General features: G+C 65.7%; 9 protein-coding genes. 3 read left to right on the forward strand and 6 right to left on the reverse strand.

The features are described 5' to 3' along the window. Positions 1 to 127 precede the first annotated feature (127 nt). From B0T39_RS17630 to B0T39_RS17640, 3 genes are all read left to right on the forward strand, one after another. Positions 128 to 2578 (forward strand): hypothetical protein, encoded by a 2451-nt coding sequence (locus B0T39_RS17630; protein WP_081548854.1) that lies wholly within the window; start codon positions 128 to 130, stop codon positions 2576 to 2578. A gap of 10 nt (positions 2579 to 2588) precedes the next feature. Further along, complete coding sequence (locus tag B0T39_RS17635; protein WP_081548856.1) at positions 2589 to 4466, forward strand: GMC family oxidoreductase; 1878 nt, start codon at positions 2589 to 2591, stop codon at positions 4464 to 4466. Between the two features lie 139 nt (positions 4467 to 4605). Next, positions 4606 to 7242, forward strand: coding sequence for a hypothetical protein (locus B0T39_RS17640; RefSeq protein ID WP_081548858.1), 2637 nt, complete (start codon positions 4606 to 4608; stop codon positions 7240 to 7242). A 169-nt stretch (positions 7243 to 7411) separates the two neighbouring features. On the opposite strand, the gene B0T39_RS17645 is transcribed toward B0T39_RS17640, so the two are convergent. The 6 genes from B0T39_RS17645 to B0T39_RS17670 all read right to left on the reverse strand — a co-directional run bounded on the left by B0T39_RS17645 (position 7412) and on the right by B0T39_RS17670 (position 14332). Next, positions 7412 to 7807 carry a hypothetical protein gene (locus B0T39_RS17645; protein ID WP_081548860.1) on the reverse strand — a complete coding sequence of 132 codons (396 nt, stop codon included), beginning with the start codon at positions 7805 to 7807 and terminating at the stop codon, positions 7412 to 7414. Between the two features lie 25 nt (positions 7808 to 7832). Next, entirely contained in the window at positions 7833 to 8213 is a 381-nt protein-coding gene (locus B0T39_RS17650; protein WP_081548862.1) for a DUF1484 family protein, read from the reverse strand. Between the two features lie 671 nt (positions 8214 to 8884). Continuing rightward, positions 8885 to 10087: a TcdA/TcdB catalytic glycosyltransferase domain-containing protein gene (locus B0T39_RS17655; protein WP_176219594.1), complete on the reverse strand. Its 1203-nt coding sequence runs from the start codon at positions 10085 to 10087 to the stop codon at positions 8885 to 8887. Between the two features lie 305 nt (positions 10088 to 10392). After that, entirely contained in the window at positions 10393 to 11235 is an 843-nt protein-coding gene (locus B0T39_RS17660; protein ID WP_141111285.1) for a hypothetical protein, read from the reverse strand. A 34-nt stretch (positions 11236 to 11269) separates the two neighbouring features. Next, positions 11270 to 13873, reverse strand: a complete 2604-nt coding sequence (locus tag B0T39_RS17665) for a hypothetical protein (RefSeq protein WP_141111286.1) — start codon at positions 13871 to 13873, stop codon at positions 11270 to 11272. A gap of 57 nt (positions 13874 to 13930) precedes the next feature. Then, the gene (locus tag B0T39_RS17670; protein ID WP_081548871.1) at positions 13931 to 14332 is read right to left on the reverse strand and encodes a hypothetical protein; all 402 of its coding nucleotides are present in this window, start codon (positions 14330 to 14332) and stop codon (positions 13931 to 13933) included. Between the last annotated feature and the right edge of the window lie 362 nt (positions 14333 to 14694).

Raw genomic sequence — 14694 nt, forward strand, 5'->3', positions numbered from 1 at the left:
ATAACGCTCAGCAAAGCTACGCAGACGCCGTCGCGGCCGCCGCCGTGCTATAGGCAGAGATAGGCCCTTAAATGCCAAATGAATTCTCAAAATCAAAAACGCCGCGATGCCCACTGGAGAAAATGCGATGGCTAGGATGAACCTCACCTTGCGCCGGGGAGCGGCGCTGCTATTGCTGTTGAGCCTGGCCGGCTGCCGGGACGATCAGCCCAAGCCCGGCACCGTGCAGGACGAGGCCAAACTGGCTCAGCGCACGGTGGAATCCTTCCCCGCCGCCAGCGAGGACTATTTCAAGGACATGGACAGCGCGGTGGCGCTGAACGCCGACGAGGTCAAGGGGCGCAACACCTGGCTGGTGTGGACCGGCGGCAACGACAGGCTGTGGGATAAGCTCGCCACTGTCAGCGTCGGCAACCTGGACTTGCTCAAAACCCTGTCCTCCCATCCCGGCCTCAAGTTCAGCCGCGACAACCGCTGGAACTACCTGGGCCTGGTCAACGAACCCTGTTTCGACAAGGCCGCCGGCCCGGACGACAAGCGCTTCGGCCTGTGGCTGGACCAGCGCCGCGCCGATTGCCCGAAAGACCCGTTCGAGAATGAGAAGAGATACCCCGGCGTGATCATCGGCGCGCGCGGCAAGAACCTGCCCGTCGGCTCCTTCTACGGCTACGCCACCGGCGTGGTGGGCCTGCGCCTGTTCCCCAACCCGGCCTTCGACGAAGCCGCCGCCAAGAAATGGGACGCCAAGCGCTATTACGAAGACCCGGCGTATTACAACGACAAAGACCTGATCCGCCCCTACCGCGTGGGCATGTCCTGTGCGTTCTGCCACGTCGGCCCCAACCCGGTGAAACCGCCGGCGGACCCGGAACATCCGAAGTGGGAAAACCTGAGCTCCAACGTCGGCGCCCAGTATTTCTGGGTGGACCGCATCTTCTCCTGGCAGGCGGACCCCAGCAGCTTCCCCTTCCAGCTGTTCCACACCTCGCGCCCCGGCGCGTTGGACACCTCGCTGATCTCCACCGACTCCATCAACAACCCGCGCACCATGAACGCGGTGTACGGCCTGGGGCCTCGGCTGGACATCGCCAAGCGCTGGGGCAAGGAAACCCTGGCCGGCGGCGGACTCAACAACAAGCAGTTCAACGACTTCGTCAAAGACGGCCCGTTGACCCAGTTCTTCCAGCCGCCCAAAACCGTATGGACGCCGCGGGTGTTGAAGGACGGCTCGGACTCGGTGGGCGCGCTGGGCGCGTTGAACCGCGTCTATCTGAACATCGGCCTGTTCAGCGAGGAATGGCTGCTGCACTTCAACCCGCTGGTGGGCGGCAAGACCATCACCCCGATCCAGATCGCGGACGCGCGCAAGAACTCGGTGTACTGGCAATCCACCGAGCAGCAGACCGTGAACATGGCGCTGTTCTTCCTGAAGAGCACGGACCCGCACAAGCTGAAGGACGCCCCCGGCGGCCAGCAATACCTGAGCCGCGACGCCGCCCAGCTCAGCCGCGGCAAGGTGGTGTTCGCGGAAAACTGCGCACGCTGCCACTCCAGCAAGCTGCCGCCCAAAGTCCCGCCGCTGGACCCCACCGCCGGCTGCGCCGGTCCGGGCTACCTGGCCTGCTTCAACAAATACTGGGACTGGACCAAGACCGAGGACTTCAAATCGCAGATGCGCCAGATCGTCCAGGCAGACGACTTCCTGAAAGACAACTACCTGTCCACCGAGCTGCGGGTGCCGGTGACCTTGCTGCAAACCAATGCCTGCAGCCCGCTGGCCACCAACGCGCTCAAGGGCAATATCTGGGACAACTTCTCGTCCAAAACCTATAAAGACCTGCCCTCGGTCGGCGAGATCACCGTGCACAACCCCTTCACCGGCGCGCCTTCTCAGTACAAGATGCCGGCCGGCGGCCGCGGCTACACCCGCCCCGCCTCTTTGATCAGCGTCTGGTCCACCGCGCCCTTCCTGCTCAACAACAGCCTGGGCAAATTCAACCCCAGCCCGTCGGTGGCGGCGCGCATGGAGTCCTTCAACGACTCCATCCAGAAACTGCTGTGGCCGGAAAAACGCGAGAAGGACAAGATGCTGGGCGACAAAGTGCCCGGCGTGATCGACCGCACCACCGCCCGCAGCTATCTGCGCGTGCCCGTCGGCTACTTGCCGGACGCGCTGCAAGAACTGCAAGGCCCGCTGCAACGCTATCTGCCCTGGTTGTTCGGCAAGGACGGCGTGGAGCTGGGGCCTATCCCGGCCGGCACCCCGGTCAACCTGATCGCCAACCTGCAGGTGACGCTGGACAACCCCTCGCTGGGCGAACGGCTCAAGCACGATAAAAAATTGCTGGAGCTGCTGCTCAAGATCAAGCACGACCTCAAGGCCTTGCCGCCTGGGGCCAGCGACGAAGAAGCGCGCAAGGTGTTCGCCAACCTGGCGCAGCCGATGCTGGAACTGAGCACCTGCCCGGACTTCGTGGTCAACCGCGGCCATTACTTCGGCACCGGCTACCAGACCCAGGAGCCCGGCCTCAGCGACAGCGACAAATACGCGCTGATCGAATTCCTGAAAACCTTCTAAAGCGCGCGCCATGGACGAATACGAATACATCGTGGTGGGTTCCGGCGCCGGCGGCGGCACGCTGGCGGCGCGGCTGGCCGAAGCCGGACACCGGGTCTTGCTGCTGGAGGCCGGCGGCGACCCGCGCGCGCTCAAGGGCGGCGACGCCTGGCAGCCCCAGGCGGAACGGCTGCCCGACGATTACGACGTGCCGGTGTTCCACGCGCTGGCCTCGGAAAACGAGGCGATGAAGCTGGACTACTTCGTCCGCCACTACGCCGACGACGCCCAGCAAAAGCGCGACCCCAAATACCGCGCGGAATGGAACGGCCAAAAAGTGGACGGCGTGCTCTACCCGCGCGCCGGCGCGCTGGGCGGCTGCACCGCCCACAACGCCATGATCACCGTCTACCCGCACAACGCAGACTGGGACGGCATCGCCCAACTCACCGGCGACGACAGCTGGCGCGCGGACCACATGCGCGGCTATTTCGAACGGCTGGAAAACTGCCACCACCGCCCGCTGTACCGCTGGCTGGGCCTGCTCGGCGTCAATCCCACCCGCCACGGCTGGCGCGGCTGGCTGCAAACCGAGAAGGCGATTCCGGAATCCGCGCTGGGCGACGCCGGCCTGGTGGACACCTTGTTGGTGTCGGTGGACAAGGTCTTTGACGAAGTGGACGTGCCGCACCGCAGCTGGCGCTGGCTGCTGCAAGGCCAGGCCGATCCCAACGACTGGCGGCTGGTGCGCGACAACGCCGTCGGCGTCTGCTACCCGCCGCTGGCCACCCGCAATCATCAACGCAACGGCAGCCGAGAACGGGTGCTGGACGCGGCGGCCCGCCACCCAGACCGGCTGCGCGTCGAGCTGGACGCGCTGGCCACCCGGGTGCTGTTCGACGAAGGACAGCGCGCGGTGGGCGTGGAATACCTGAAGGGCGCCGGCCTTTACCGCGCCAGCGGCCGGGTCAGCGACGCCCCCGGCGAACGCCGCGAAATCCGCTGCAGCCGCGAAGTGATCCTGGCCGGCGGCGCCTTCAACAGCCCGCAGCTGCTGATGCTGTCCGGCATCGGCCCGGCCGCCCACCTACAAGAGCACGGCATCGCGCCGCGGGTGGACCTGCCCGGCGTCGGCCAGAACCTGCAGGACCGCTACGAAGTGGGCGTGGTCAACCGGATGAACTTCAAGCACTGGGAAGTGCTGAAAGACGCGGAATTCGCGCCCGGCGACCCGCAATACAAGCAATGGGCGGAAGGCCGCAAGGGCGTTTACACCACCAATGGCGCGGTGCTGGCGGTGATCCGCCGCTCGGCGCAAGAGCGGCCGCTGCCGGACCTGTTCTGCTTCGCGCTGCTGGGCCTGTTCAAAGGCTATTTCCCCGGCTACTCGCGCTTGTTTCCCGAACACCTGAACTACCTGACCTGGGCCATTCTCAAGGCGCACACCAATAACCGCGCCGGCACGGTGACGCTACGCTCCGCCGACCCGCGCGATCCGCCGGACATCAACTTCCACTACTTCGAGGAAGGCAGCGCCGGCGGCGATCAGGACCTGGACTCGGTGGTGGAAGGCATCAAATTCGTGCGCAGCCTCACCGCCGATTTGAAAAAACAGAATCTGATCGCGGAAGAAGAACTGCCCGGAGAGGCTGTGCAAAGCGACGATGAACTGCGTCAGTTCGTCCGCGACAACGCCTGGGGCCACCATGCCTCCTGCAGTTGCGCCATCGGCGCGCGCGAAGCCGGCGGCGTGCTGGACAGCCGCTTCCGCGTCCACGGCGTCAGCGGCCTGCGCGTGGTGGACGCCTCGGTGTTTCCGCGCATTCCCGGCTTCTTCATCGTCTCCGCGGTCTACATGATCGCGGAGAAGGCGGCGGAGGCGATTTTGGAAGACGCCAGGCGCTCATAAGCGCTGCGGGATGGCGTCCAGGCGCGAACCGGCCTTGCCGAGTGGCCTTTAGGCGTGAAGAGGATAGGGAAGCAAACCCATATCATCTCCCCGCCCCACCCGCGCCGCCACCTCGACCCATTCCGTCGGAAAGGACCCGATGAGCACCCCGACCCAGCCCTTCTCCCAAGTCAACGCCGACGAACGCGCCGGCCTCGCCGCCGCGCGGGCGGAAGAAGGCGTGGAACGTCCAGGCGGCGGCGAAGCGCCGCAAGCCGGCCTCGCCTTCTCCGGCGGCGGCATCCGCAGCGCCACCTTCAATCTGGGCGTGCTGCAAGCGCTGGCCAGCAGCCGCTGGCTGCGCGAGTTCGACTACCTGTCCACCGTCTCCGGCGGCGGCTACCTGGGCGGCTGGCTGTCCGCGCTCAAGCGCCGCGCCGGCAACGCCGGCATGGAACAGACGCTGCGCGACCATCAAGGCCGCCAGCCGGCCATCCAGTTCCTGCGCGACTACAGCAACTACCTGACCCCCAAGACCGGCCTGTTCAGCCTGGACACCCTGTCCGCCGTCATCACCTACTGGCGCAACTTCATCCTCAACCAGGTCGTGCTGCAAAGCCTGCTGCTGGCGCTGCTGCTAGGGCCCCATTTCCTGGTGGGCCTGGCGCGCAGCCTCGCCGCCTGGCCCTACGCGGGCGCCGCCGCGCTGGCCGTGGCCGCCACCTCCGCCGTGCTGTCCGCCCTGCTGGCGCGCGCCACCACCCGCGACGGCAAAACCGCCGCCTCGCCCAATGCCCCGGCCTGCAGCATAGGGCTATTGCTGCTCTTCTGTTACGCGATGGCGGTATTCACCCTCCAGCAACAGGAAAACCGCGCCGACTTCTGGCACCAGCTGCCGCTATGGCGGGTGGCGCTGGTCTCCAGCCTGGCCTACGCCGGCTACTGGGCCTTGCTAGCGCGCGGCTTCAGCCAGCTGCGCGGCAACGGCTATCTGCGCAGCGTGCTGTGGGCGCTGCTGGCCGGCCTGGCCGGCGGCGGCAAGTTGTGGCTCTTGCTGCAGGCGCTGGATTACGGCCTGGGCATCCGCGCGCCGCTGGCCCAGGCCTGGTATGTGGTGGCCGGCGCCTTCGCCGTGCTGCCGCCGGTATTCGCCCTCAGCGCCGCGCTGCACATCGGCCTGGTCAAACGCAGCTTCTCCGACCTGCAGCGCGAATGGTGGTCGCGCCTGGGCGGCCTGCTCTTGGCGCTGGACCTGGCGCTGGTGCTGCTGTTCCTCGTGGTGGCGCTGTCGCTGCCGCTGCTGGCGGTGAGCGCCGACTGGCTGCGCGCGCTGACCCTGCCGGCCTGGCTGCTGACCACCTTGGCCGCGGTCTGGCAAGGCCAGTCCGCCAAAACCGGCTGCGGCCAGCCCGCCGGCTGGCGCGATCTGGTCGCCCGCATCGGGCCCTACGTCTTCGTCGCCGGCTTGCTGATCCTGCTCAGCGCCGGCCTCAGCTGGCTACTGGCGGCGCTGGAGATCCGCGCCGACGGCTGGCAGTTGCGCCAGCAGTTGTGCGGCTTTCAGCGCTGCGGGCTCAGCGATTGGACCGCGCTGCATTTCGCCGCTTCGGAACAGCAGGGTATGGGCGGCGGGCTGTACGCGGCGCTGATCCTGGCCTTCGTCGGGCTGGCCGTGTTCGCCTCCTCCCGTTTCGACATCAATCTGTTCTCGCTGCACAACTTCTACCGCAACCGGCTGACGCGCGGCTATCTGGGCGCCAGCGCGCCGCGGCGGGCGGACACGGTCAACCGCTTCACCGGCTTCAACGCCGACGACGACCTGCCGCTGGCCGAACTGTCCGGCTCGCCTTCCGGCCCTCCGCAACGGCCCTACCACCTGATCAACACCACTCTCAATCTGGTGGCCGGCGACGACCTGGCCTGGCAGCAGCGCAAGGCCGCTTCCTTCACCTTCACCCCGCTGTACTGCGGCTACAAATTTCCCGACAGCGCGCCGGAAGCCATTGACGCCTTCGTGCCCACCCGCGCCTATATGCACGACGACGCCACCGGGGCCGAGCAGGGACCGATGCTGGGTTCGCTGATGGCGGTGTCCGGCGCCGCGGTCAGCCCCAACCAGGGTTATCACAGCTCGCCGGCGGTGACCTTTCTGCTGACGGTGTTCAATGTGCGGCTGGGTCGCTGGTGCCCCAATCCGGGCAAGCCCGGCGCCGCGCTGCAGGCGATGTCCCCGCCGCAGGGCTGGGTCTATCTATTGAATGAATTGCTGGGCCGGACCAACGCCCGTTCGGACTTCGTCTATCTCAGCGACGGCGGCCACTTCGAAAACCTGGGCCTGTATGAATTGCTGCGGCGGGAATGCCGGCTGATCGTGATCAGCGACGCCGGTCAAGACGAACAAATGACTTTCGAGGACCTGGGCAACGCCATCCGCAAATGCCGGATAGACCTGGGCGCGGAAATCCATATCGACGTGGACGCCATCCGCCGCGACCCGGCCACCGGTCTTAGCCGGGCCGCCTTCGCCGTCGGCTATATTCGCTACGCCTCCGGCGCCAACGGCCACCTGCTCTATCTGAAACCCTGCCTGCAGGGCCATGGCATGGAGCCGGTGGACGTGCTGCAATACCGCGCCGAACATCCGGCCTTCCCTCACCAATCTACGCTCAACCAGTGGTTCGACGAATCCCAGTTCGAGAGTTACCGCAAGCTGGGGTTGTGCATAGGCGAGCAGGCGGTGCGCGAACTGGACCGCAACGGCGCGGGCTGGCTGGCGGCGGACGGCGGCGGCGCGTAAACGGAAGCAAGCCGGGCCTTCCCGAGCCGCCGGACAGCAGCGAGTTGGCGGGTATTGCCTGACGGTTCCCCCCACCCTACCCAAACGCGGCTCCAACCGTAGGGTGGGAGGAGCGAAGCGATACCCACGCGGAAACAGTTTCGACGCCATAGGCCCGCCGGACCGCCGCTTACGGTGCTTTCCACACGGTGCGTTGGCGTTTGACGGCGACAGAGGCCGGCATCGGCGCGCCCACCAGCGCCTGACGGGCGATGGCCATATTGCTGAAGCCCGCCTGCCGGTAACACAGCCGCGCGCAGGTATCGCGGTTGGTCCACTCCCCGGACGCCCACATCGCCAGCAAGGCGGCGCGGGCTTGCGCGTGCTCGCCCCGCCATTTCTCCCAAAGGTAAAAATTCAGCAGCGCCCGCTTGATCTCCTGATTGATGGCGTGGGTGTTGGCCTGATAGTCCGGGTGGTCCGGGTGGTCGTTCGCCAGCGCAACCGTCCCGATATGCGCTTCATAGACAATGATCAAGCGCGCTGCGAGCTTCAGCACGTGGTTGTGCTGGGTCAGCAGCTTCATGAGAGCCAGGTTCTCCTGCCGACTATCAGAGTAAGCCATTGACGTGCTCCAGGCCGCGTTGCAAACGCTGCTGTATCGGCTCCAGCAAGGCCAAGGCTTCTTCGCTGCTGAACAGCAGCGGCTCGTCGCGGCGTTCCAGCAAGGTCACCAAGGCCAGCAGCCCGGTGTGGGCGGCGCGCATGTCCATCACCCCGCTCAGCAGGGCGGTGTCCAGTTCGATGTAGCAATGACTCAGTTGCTGGCCCAACTCGCCCAGCAGCGCCACATCGCCGACGGCGGCGGGCAAACGCTGGGAACAAAGGTGCAACTGCTCCATCACCGGCACAGTGGCGGGCGTGGGGTGTTGGCCTGCGCAATGAGGACAGGCGGGCGGCGGCATGGCGGGGGGAAAGGTAGAGAAGGTCATCACGGTCTCCATGTCATCTTTGGAAACCTGCCCAGGCGAGGCTGGGACAGGCACATGACAAGGTTGCAAAACCGGCTCGTTTAACCAATAGACCGGCAGTCCATAGGACTCCCTGCCACGGCCCATCCCGAATGGGTACTGCGTGGCAGCAGACGTAGCAGTGCCAAAGGCGGACGGCTCGTCTGCGGTTAAACGATTTTGGGTTTGCAAGCCCTGCGCTGTGTGATTGAGCACGGCGCGGAACCAAGCCTAAACAGGCTGGCGGAGGGCGTCAAGGCGCAGGGGAATCCCGCCTTGGGACGGGAAGACCGCATGGATAATGTCCACGCCGGATTCTAGAGAAGACGCGCGTAGACCTCCGCCACCCTGGCCTGCCGGCTTTCTCTAGCCGTAAGGAAACAGGCTTAACGCAATTACTCCGCGGAATAGCCTCGCGTTGGCGGGTATCGCCTACGGCTTCACCCACCCAACGGAAGACATTCCCGCCGTGTTGCGCCTCACGACGCACAACGGATCGTAAGCAGGTTCTTAGGGCCTGTTCACGATCTCGCGAGCAAGAGCGAGACAAGGCAAAAACGAGCGAAAAAGCGGAATGTACACGTGGTACATGAGCATTTTGAGCTCGGTTTCAACGCCGTATCGCCGACGCGCAGCAGATCGTGAACAGGTTCTTAGGCCATGTCCTTGGTCGCGCTCTGTTGCTGCTCCTCGGTTTCAAAATTGACGTAGCCGTCCGGGAATTTGAAATGGGACTCCATCGCCGCCCAGAAATCCTCGTTCTTAGGCTGATTAACATCCCAAATCCGCTCCGCCAGCGATTGCGGATCGTTGCGCATCCGCTCCGGCTCGCCCTCGGCCTGACGCAGCACCGCGTCCACCTGTCCGCGCAATGCGTTGGGGCCGGTACCTTCGATCGTGCTCTTGTTCGGCCTGCTGAAATAACGGTCGCCGGCAAACTGGTTGCCGCGCATGCTCTGGTAATCGTTGCCGATCTTATCGATGAAGTCCGCCAACATCTGGCTATTGGGATGGCTGGCCAGCAAGGCGTTGGCGAAATACGGCGTCGCGCTGCCACTGGCCTCGCGTTTGCCCTCGGCCAGGCCCACCAGCATCAGGTCCGGGTGCGCGTGCAAGGCGCCGCTCAATTCCTGAGTGCACTCCAGATCGATGTCGGCGTACACCCCGCCGTAGTTGTTCAGAATCTCGTAACGCGCAATATCGGAGGCCGCCGGGTAAGCGCCGTTGCGGCCCAGGATTTCGTGCTGGTAAGCGTCGTGGTTCTTCAACTGGATATCGCTGGGGTTGCTCAAGTCCCGAATGCGAACATTGCCGTAATCGGCGAATTGCTGCTGCAGCGCCTGCAGGGCGTCGACATCGCGCGGGCTGTCGCCGGCGCAGCGGTCCCAGGCTTTGACGGTCTGATCCAGCACCAGGCGGTCGGCTTGCAAGAATTTCTCATCGTTGCCGCGGGTCAATTGCTGGAACGATTGCAACGCCGCCGCCGCGTTTTCCGCCGTGACTTTGCCGCCGTTCGGCAGCAAGGCTTGCGCCCAGGCTTCGTTGCCCTTGGCGCCCAATTCTTTGTTCAATTCGCCCAAGGCCTGTTTCTGCGCGGCGCGGCCCAATTGATCGTCCGCGGGCTGCAAAGTGGTTTTCAATTGGCTGAACAGGCCGCGCAATTGTTTTTCTTGCTGGTATTGCTTGGCGTCGGGGAATAAGGCGTTTACTTGTTCGCGGACTTCCTTATTGGCCGCGTAAGCGCCGAATTGTTTTGAATCCACCCACAAATTCACCGTGCTATTCGGGTTTTTCGCCGACCACTCGCGCAGATATTTCTGCTGGCTGTCGCCAGGTTTGGAGCCGACCCAAACCATATGAATTTCCGACGGCACCGCCTTGAAATCGCCCTTATCATAAATTTGAGCAAAGCTTTTGCTCGCCTGAACCGATTCCACGCCGGTACTGGAGGAAGTAGTTTGAAGCGGACGGACTCCGACTGAATTCACCATCATGTCTGCATGCTCCTGAAGATTAAAAAACAAAACTATCGGAAGCATTTAAATCCAAGCCAAGATCAAGCACTTCCAAAAAGCGCTCACTTAAAACCGCTTTGCCGAGCAGACGTAAAAAAACGGCGCGCCGATTGGGCGCGCCGATTGCGTGTGAAAACGCTTCGGCTTCAACGCCGGGCCTGGCGATAAGGCGCCATCACCTCCGCCAGTTCCGCCCGGTCTTCATGCGGAGCCAGCACCGCCAGTTTCGACAGATCCATCTTGCCGTCCAGAAAATCCAGCAACCGCTCCAGGTCGTCCAGATCGCTCATATAGTGGCCGGAGGACAGCACCAGCGACCGGGCCTTGCCGTCGCGCAGCTCTATCATCGCCGCCGCCCGCACCGGCTTGCCGGCGCTGGTGCTGGTATGGTGCAAACGCCCCAGCACCGCGTCGTGGACGAACAGCCTGTCGTCGCGGTCCAGCACCAGGATGGCGTAGCCGGGCATGCCCAGCTTGCCCTTGGATCCGGCGGTGTCGATGAGCGCGCCGTCCGGCCGCCGCCATACGCCGTCGGCCACTTCCGCCAAATAAGGCTTGAGCGCGGCGGCGTCGCTCAGATAACTGACTTGCGGTGCGTCGCCCAGCCGCGCCATGCGCGGCGGCTGGCCGGGTCTCGCCAGATTGATTTCCAGCTGCGGGCGGGCATCCATCCAGGCGAAGAAGTTTTCCCTGGCGCAGTCGCCGCTGGCCACCCATTGCCGTTGCGCCGGCTGCGCGTATTCCCGGTAGCGATGGCGCGGGTCGCGCGCTTCACGCAGCTCTTCGTCCACCAGTCCGGTTTCGCCTTCTCGGGGCATCAGCGCGGCGACAAAGCGGGCGGCGTCGCGGAAACGCTCCAAGGGCCGCGGCGCGGGTTCGCAAACGCTGTCGACGCCCTTGACCGCTTGCGCCAACCGGCTGGACGCCGCCGGCGGCGGCGCATCCGGGCGCGGCGGCGGCATGGCCGCGCCGCTTGCCGTGATTCTCATCAGGATTTGTCCTCTTGTTCCTTGTCCATGCCCGCTAGCGCGCCAGCGGCAGTTCTTCCCAACCGGCGAAACTCTGCTTGTCCGCCTGCCATAGAGGGAGCTGGCGTTCCATCATCGCGTCCAGCGCGTCCAACGCGGCGTCCCCGGCGCGCCTGGAGCCGCTGGCGGCGTAGTCTGCCATCGCGGCGAAGAAATCCGCGCCGTCCACGCCCTGGCGCTTCAAGTAGTAGCCGGCCTCTTGCCGCGCTGCCGAGCCCGGTTCGGCCAGTTTGCGGCACAGGGCTTCCAGCGCCGGGCGCTGCGCCTCTCTCATGGCCGACCAACGCTCGCTCTCGTCCACCGCCTTCAGGTGCAGATAGTGCATCAGCGGCGCGCTCAGGCTGTTGTCGCCCCAACGCTCGCCCAGCACCGCGGTGGCGGAGGAGCCGGCGTTAAGGCCCAGTTCCAGCGACACCCCCGGCTGCAGCGGCACGCCGCCGGAGGCGGACACACCGAGGTTGCCGCTGGCGCTGATCCGGCTCAGTTGCAGCCGGAAGCCGGCGGCCTCGGCCGGGAAATCGGCCTGGGTCTGGTATTGCGGCCGGTAAAAGCGCAGCAGCAGGGTCAGCGCGCCGCCGCCTTGCAACCCCACGGAACTTTGCAGGCCGGCCAGCGCCGCCGGCACTTCGGCGGCCAGGCCGTGCGGCGCCAGCTGCGCGCTCAGCGCGTCGCGCAAGGCGTCCAGCGGCCAAGAGCCGCTCAGATTGCCGGACAGGCTCAAGCGCACGTCCTTGTAGTCGCCGGCGCGCACCGGGTTGTGGTGCACGCGGGTGCGCTCGGTCAGCGAGGCTTCCGCTTTCAGACCCAGCGGGCCCAGCGCGCCGCCCAGGTCCAAGGCGACGCTGCGGTCGCGGATCTGCAGGCGCAGCACGTCGTGAAAGCTGGTGCGCTTGGCCAGCGCCGCCGCGTCGTGGCGGATGGGCGGCGCGTACAAACGCGGCGCCAACTGGTCCAGGCTTTGCAACAGGGTCTCGTCGCCCTTGCCCGCCGCGGTCAGGGTCAGCGCGGCGTGGGCCAGCGCCATATTGGCCAGCGTTTCCTCTCGGCTCCCCGCGCGCCAGGCGGCTTGGATCGAGCGCTCCACCGCCGCGCCGCCCTGGCGCTTGCCGATGCCGGCGTCCAGTTGCTGGGCTACGGCGCAAAAATGTTCGAATTCGGCGCGTAAACCGTCCGCCGCGTCGCGCAGCTTTTCCGGCGCCAGTTCGCGCAGCGCCGCCATGTTCTGCGCGCCGCTGAGCCAGCTTAACGGATGGTTGCGCGCGTCCGCGCCCATCAGCGCGGCGGCTTTTTGTTCGATGCCGGCCAGCCGCTGCTGCGCGATCGTCGCGTTGCGCGCCGCGCCCTGCTCCTGGCGCAGGCCTTGCCAGATCGGCGTCAGCGCGTCGGCCTGGATGTCGATGCGCTCCACCGCCGCGCCAACGCCGGCCCCGACGCCGACGGCTTCGGCGCGGGCGGAAGCGCTGCCCTTGACGCTGTCCACCTTGCTGGGCGGCAGATAGGGCGCTTGCGCGCCGGGCAGGGAGGCGGCGCTGTCGCGCTGCCCCAGCCAGCCCAGCAATACGCCCAGCCGTTGTTGTTGATCCGCCGCCTGCTGTTGCAGTTGCTGGTACTGGCGCAATTCATTGCCGTGGCTGGGGCGGAACAGGCGGATCAAGGCGCCCACCGCGGTGCGGGCGCTGAGGCCCAAAGTGTCTCGGCGCGAGCCGTGAGCCAGTTGGTCCGCCTTCAGTTTGACGAAGGCGGTGGCGCTGGCGTATTCGGTCGCCACGGTGCGTTGGCGGCGGCCTTCCACCGCGCCGGATAAGGAGGCGACGCCGACGCCGCCCTGGACCCCGGCGCGCGCGGACACCGCCTTGCCTTGGTTCTGGAATACGAAGCCTTCGTCGTCGTTGTCCATGCCGCGGCTCCAGGCCAGGCCCACGCTGAGAGTGGCCTTGGCCCCGGCTCCGGCTTCTCCCAGCCCCAGGCCGACGCCGACCGCACCGCCGACGCTGCGTTCCTGGCTGGCGCCCGGCTGATCAAAGCGCTGGAATTGCGGCAGCAGCTGCGCTTCCGCCTCCGTCCGCGCCAATTGCGCCCAAGCCGCCTGACCCAACAGGGCCAGCCGCTGGCTCAGCTCCGCCAGCGGACTGCCCGGCGTCGCCGTGCGCGCCAACGCCTCCATGTCCAGCGACAGCCGCGCGCATTCCTTGATGTCCAGCGGCGTCCGCGCATCGCCGGCCGCCAGCGTCCGCCGCAAGCTTTCCACGATGGCCACCGTCTTGGGCGTCACTGCGTGGCTGCGCGGAAGGATGTTCAGCGCCTGCACCCAGCGCGGCCAGCGCGAGCGCTCCGGCTCCGCCTGGCGATACGCTTCGCGTTTCATCGCCAGCAAGGTCTGGCCCAGATCCTCGCGCCGTAAACGCAGCTTGTCGTCGCTGAGCACCACCTGGCTGCCCCGCGCCGGCGGCGCGTCTTCCACGCTGCGTTCCGCCGCGCCCCGCGCGCCGTTGAACGCCGCGGCCAGGCCTTGTGCCGGCCGTGAGGCCGAAGATTCCGATAAACGGCGGAAGCCCTGCAACCGCACCGTACCCGCCCCGCTTGCAACTGTGTCCAACATGGATGCCTCCTCGCGCCGCATCGCGGCTCAAACGCCGGGCCGAGCCCGCGCGCCTGTCTAGTTTTCGCCGTTGCCGGCCTTCAAGTTCGCGGCCATCGCCAGCGGCGACAGCCTTTCCGACTGCAGCCGCTGCTTCAGCTCCGTCAAGCTCGGCAGCAGCTCTTGCAATTGCCCGCGCGTCTCAGCGCTGATTGTCTTGTCTGCCGCGCCTTGGGCCGCCAAATCGCAATATTTGGCACAGTCCCGAGCCAGCCCGGCTTGCACTGCCTGCCAGGCGTCGGCGTCGCAGGTTCCCGGCTTCTGTTCGACAGCCGGCGCCTGCGCCGTCATGCCGCCGCCGCTCAGCGCGGCCGCGAGCAGGCTTTGCGGCCGCGCGGACGCCACGCTTGGCTGCGGCTCGGACAGCCCCCCCAAACCGGGGGGATTGGCGATCGGCTTCGACGAAACATTAAAAGGCATTTCAAACGCTCCTGATTTGGCGGCGAGGCCAGAACGACGGTGATGAGAGGCCGCCGGCGCATGCCCGGCGACAGCGTCAAACTACCCCAACACGCCTGTCCGAACTTGCATAAATCGGCCGCGGCCCAGCCCCCGCCGCCCCCCTCGTTTTTGAGAGTTTTCCCATTTGTAGCAAGCACTCCCTCACGTAGTATTCCTACACACCCCAAATTTATGCGAAGGAAATCAAAACCCTATTTATCAACCCCATGGCATAAGAACAGGATGAACAAGACCATGTCATTCGCTGAACATTTTTTGCAAGCTGGCCCTCGTCGGCAAAAGTACCATCCACTCTCTCTGTTTTTATGACCGGATAAAGG

Origin of the sequence: Chromobacterium haemolyticum (genome assembly GCF_002081825.1) — a bacterium.
Taxonomy (GTDB): domain Bacteria; phylum Pseudomonadota; class Gammaproteobacteria; order Burkholderiales; family Chromobacteriaceae; genus Chromobacterium; species Chromobacterium fluminis.

Excerpts from the sequence above, each read along its gene's own strand:
- B0T39_RS17630 (WP_081548854.1), top strand. The coding sequence starts at position 128 with ATGGCTAGGATGAACCTCACCTTGCGCCGGGGAGCGGCGCTGCTATTG.
- B0T39_RS17635 (WP_081548856.1), top strand. The coding sequence starts at position 2,589 with ATGGACGAATACGAATACATCGTGGTGGGTTCCGGCGCCGGCGGCGGC.
- B0T39_RS17640 (WP_081548858.1), top strand. The coding sequence starts at position 4,606 with ATGAGCACCCCGACCCAGCCCTTCTCCCAAGTCAACGCCGACGAACGC.
- B0T39_RS17645 (WP_081548860.1), bottom strand. The coding sequence starts at position 7,807 with ATGAAGCTGCTGACCCAGCACAACCACGTGCTGAAGCTCGCAGCGCGC.
- B0T39_RS17650 (WP_081548862.1), bottom strand. The coding sequence starts at position 8,213 with ATGACCTTCTCTACCTTTCCCCCCGCCATGCCGCCGCCCGCCTGTCCT.
- B0T39_RS17655 (WP_176219594.1), bottom strand. The coding sequence starts at position 10,087 with ATGGTTTGGGTCGGCTCCAAACCTGGCGACAGCCAGCAGAAATATCTG.
- B0T39_RS17660 (WP_141111285.1), bottom strand. The coding sequence starts at position 11,235 with ATGAGAATCACGGCAAGCGGCGCGGCCATGCCGCCGCCGCGCCCGGAT.
- B0T39_RS17665 (WP_141111286.1), bottom strand. The coding sequence starts at position 13,873 with ATGTTGGACACAGTTGCAAGCGGGGCGGGTACGGTGCGGTTGCAGGGC.
- B0T39_RS17670 (WP_081548871.1), bottom strand. The coding sequence starts at position 14,332 with ATGCCTTTTAATGTTTCGTCGAAGCCGATCGCCAATCCCCCCGGTTTG.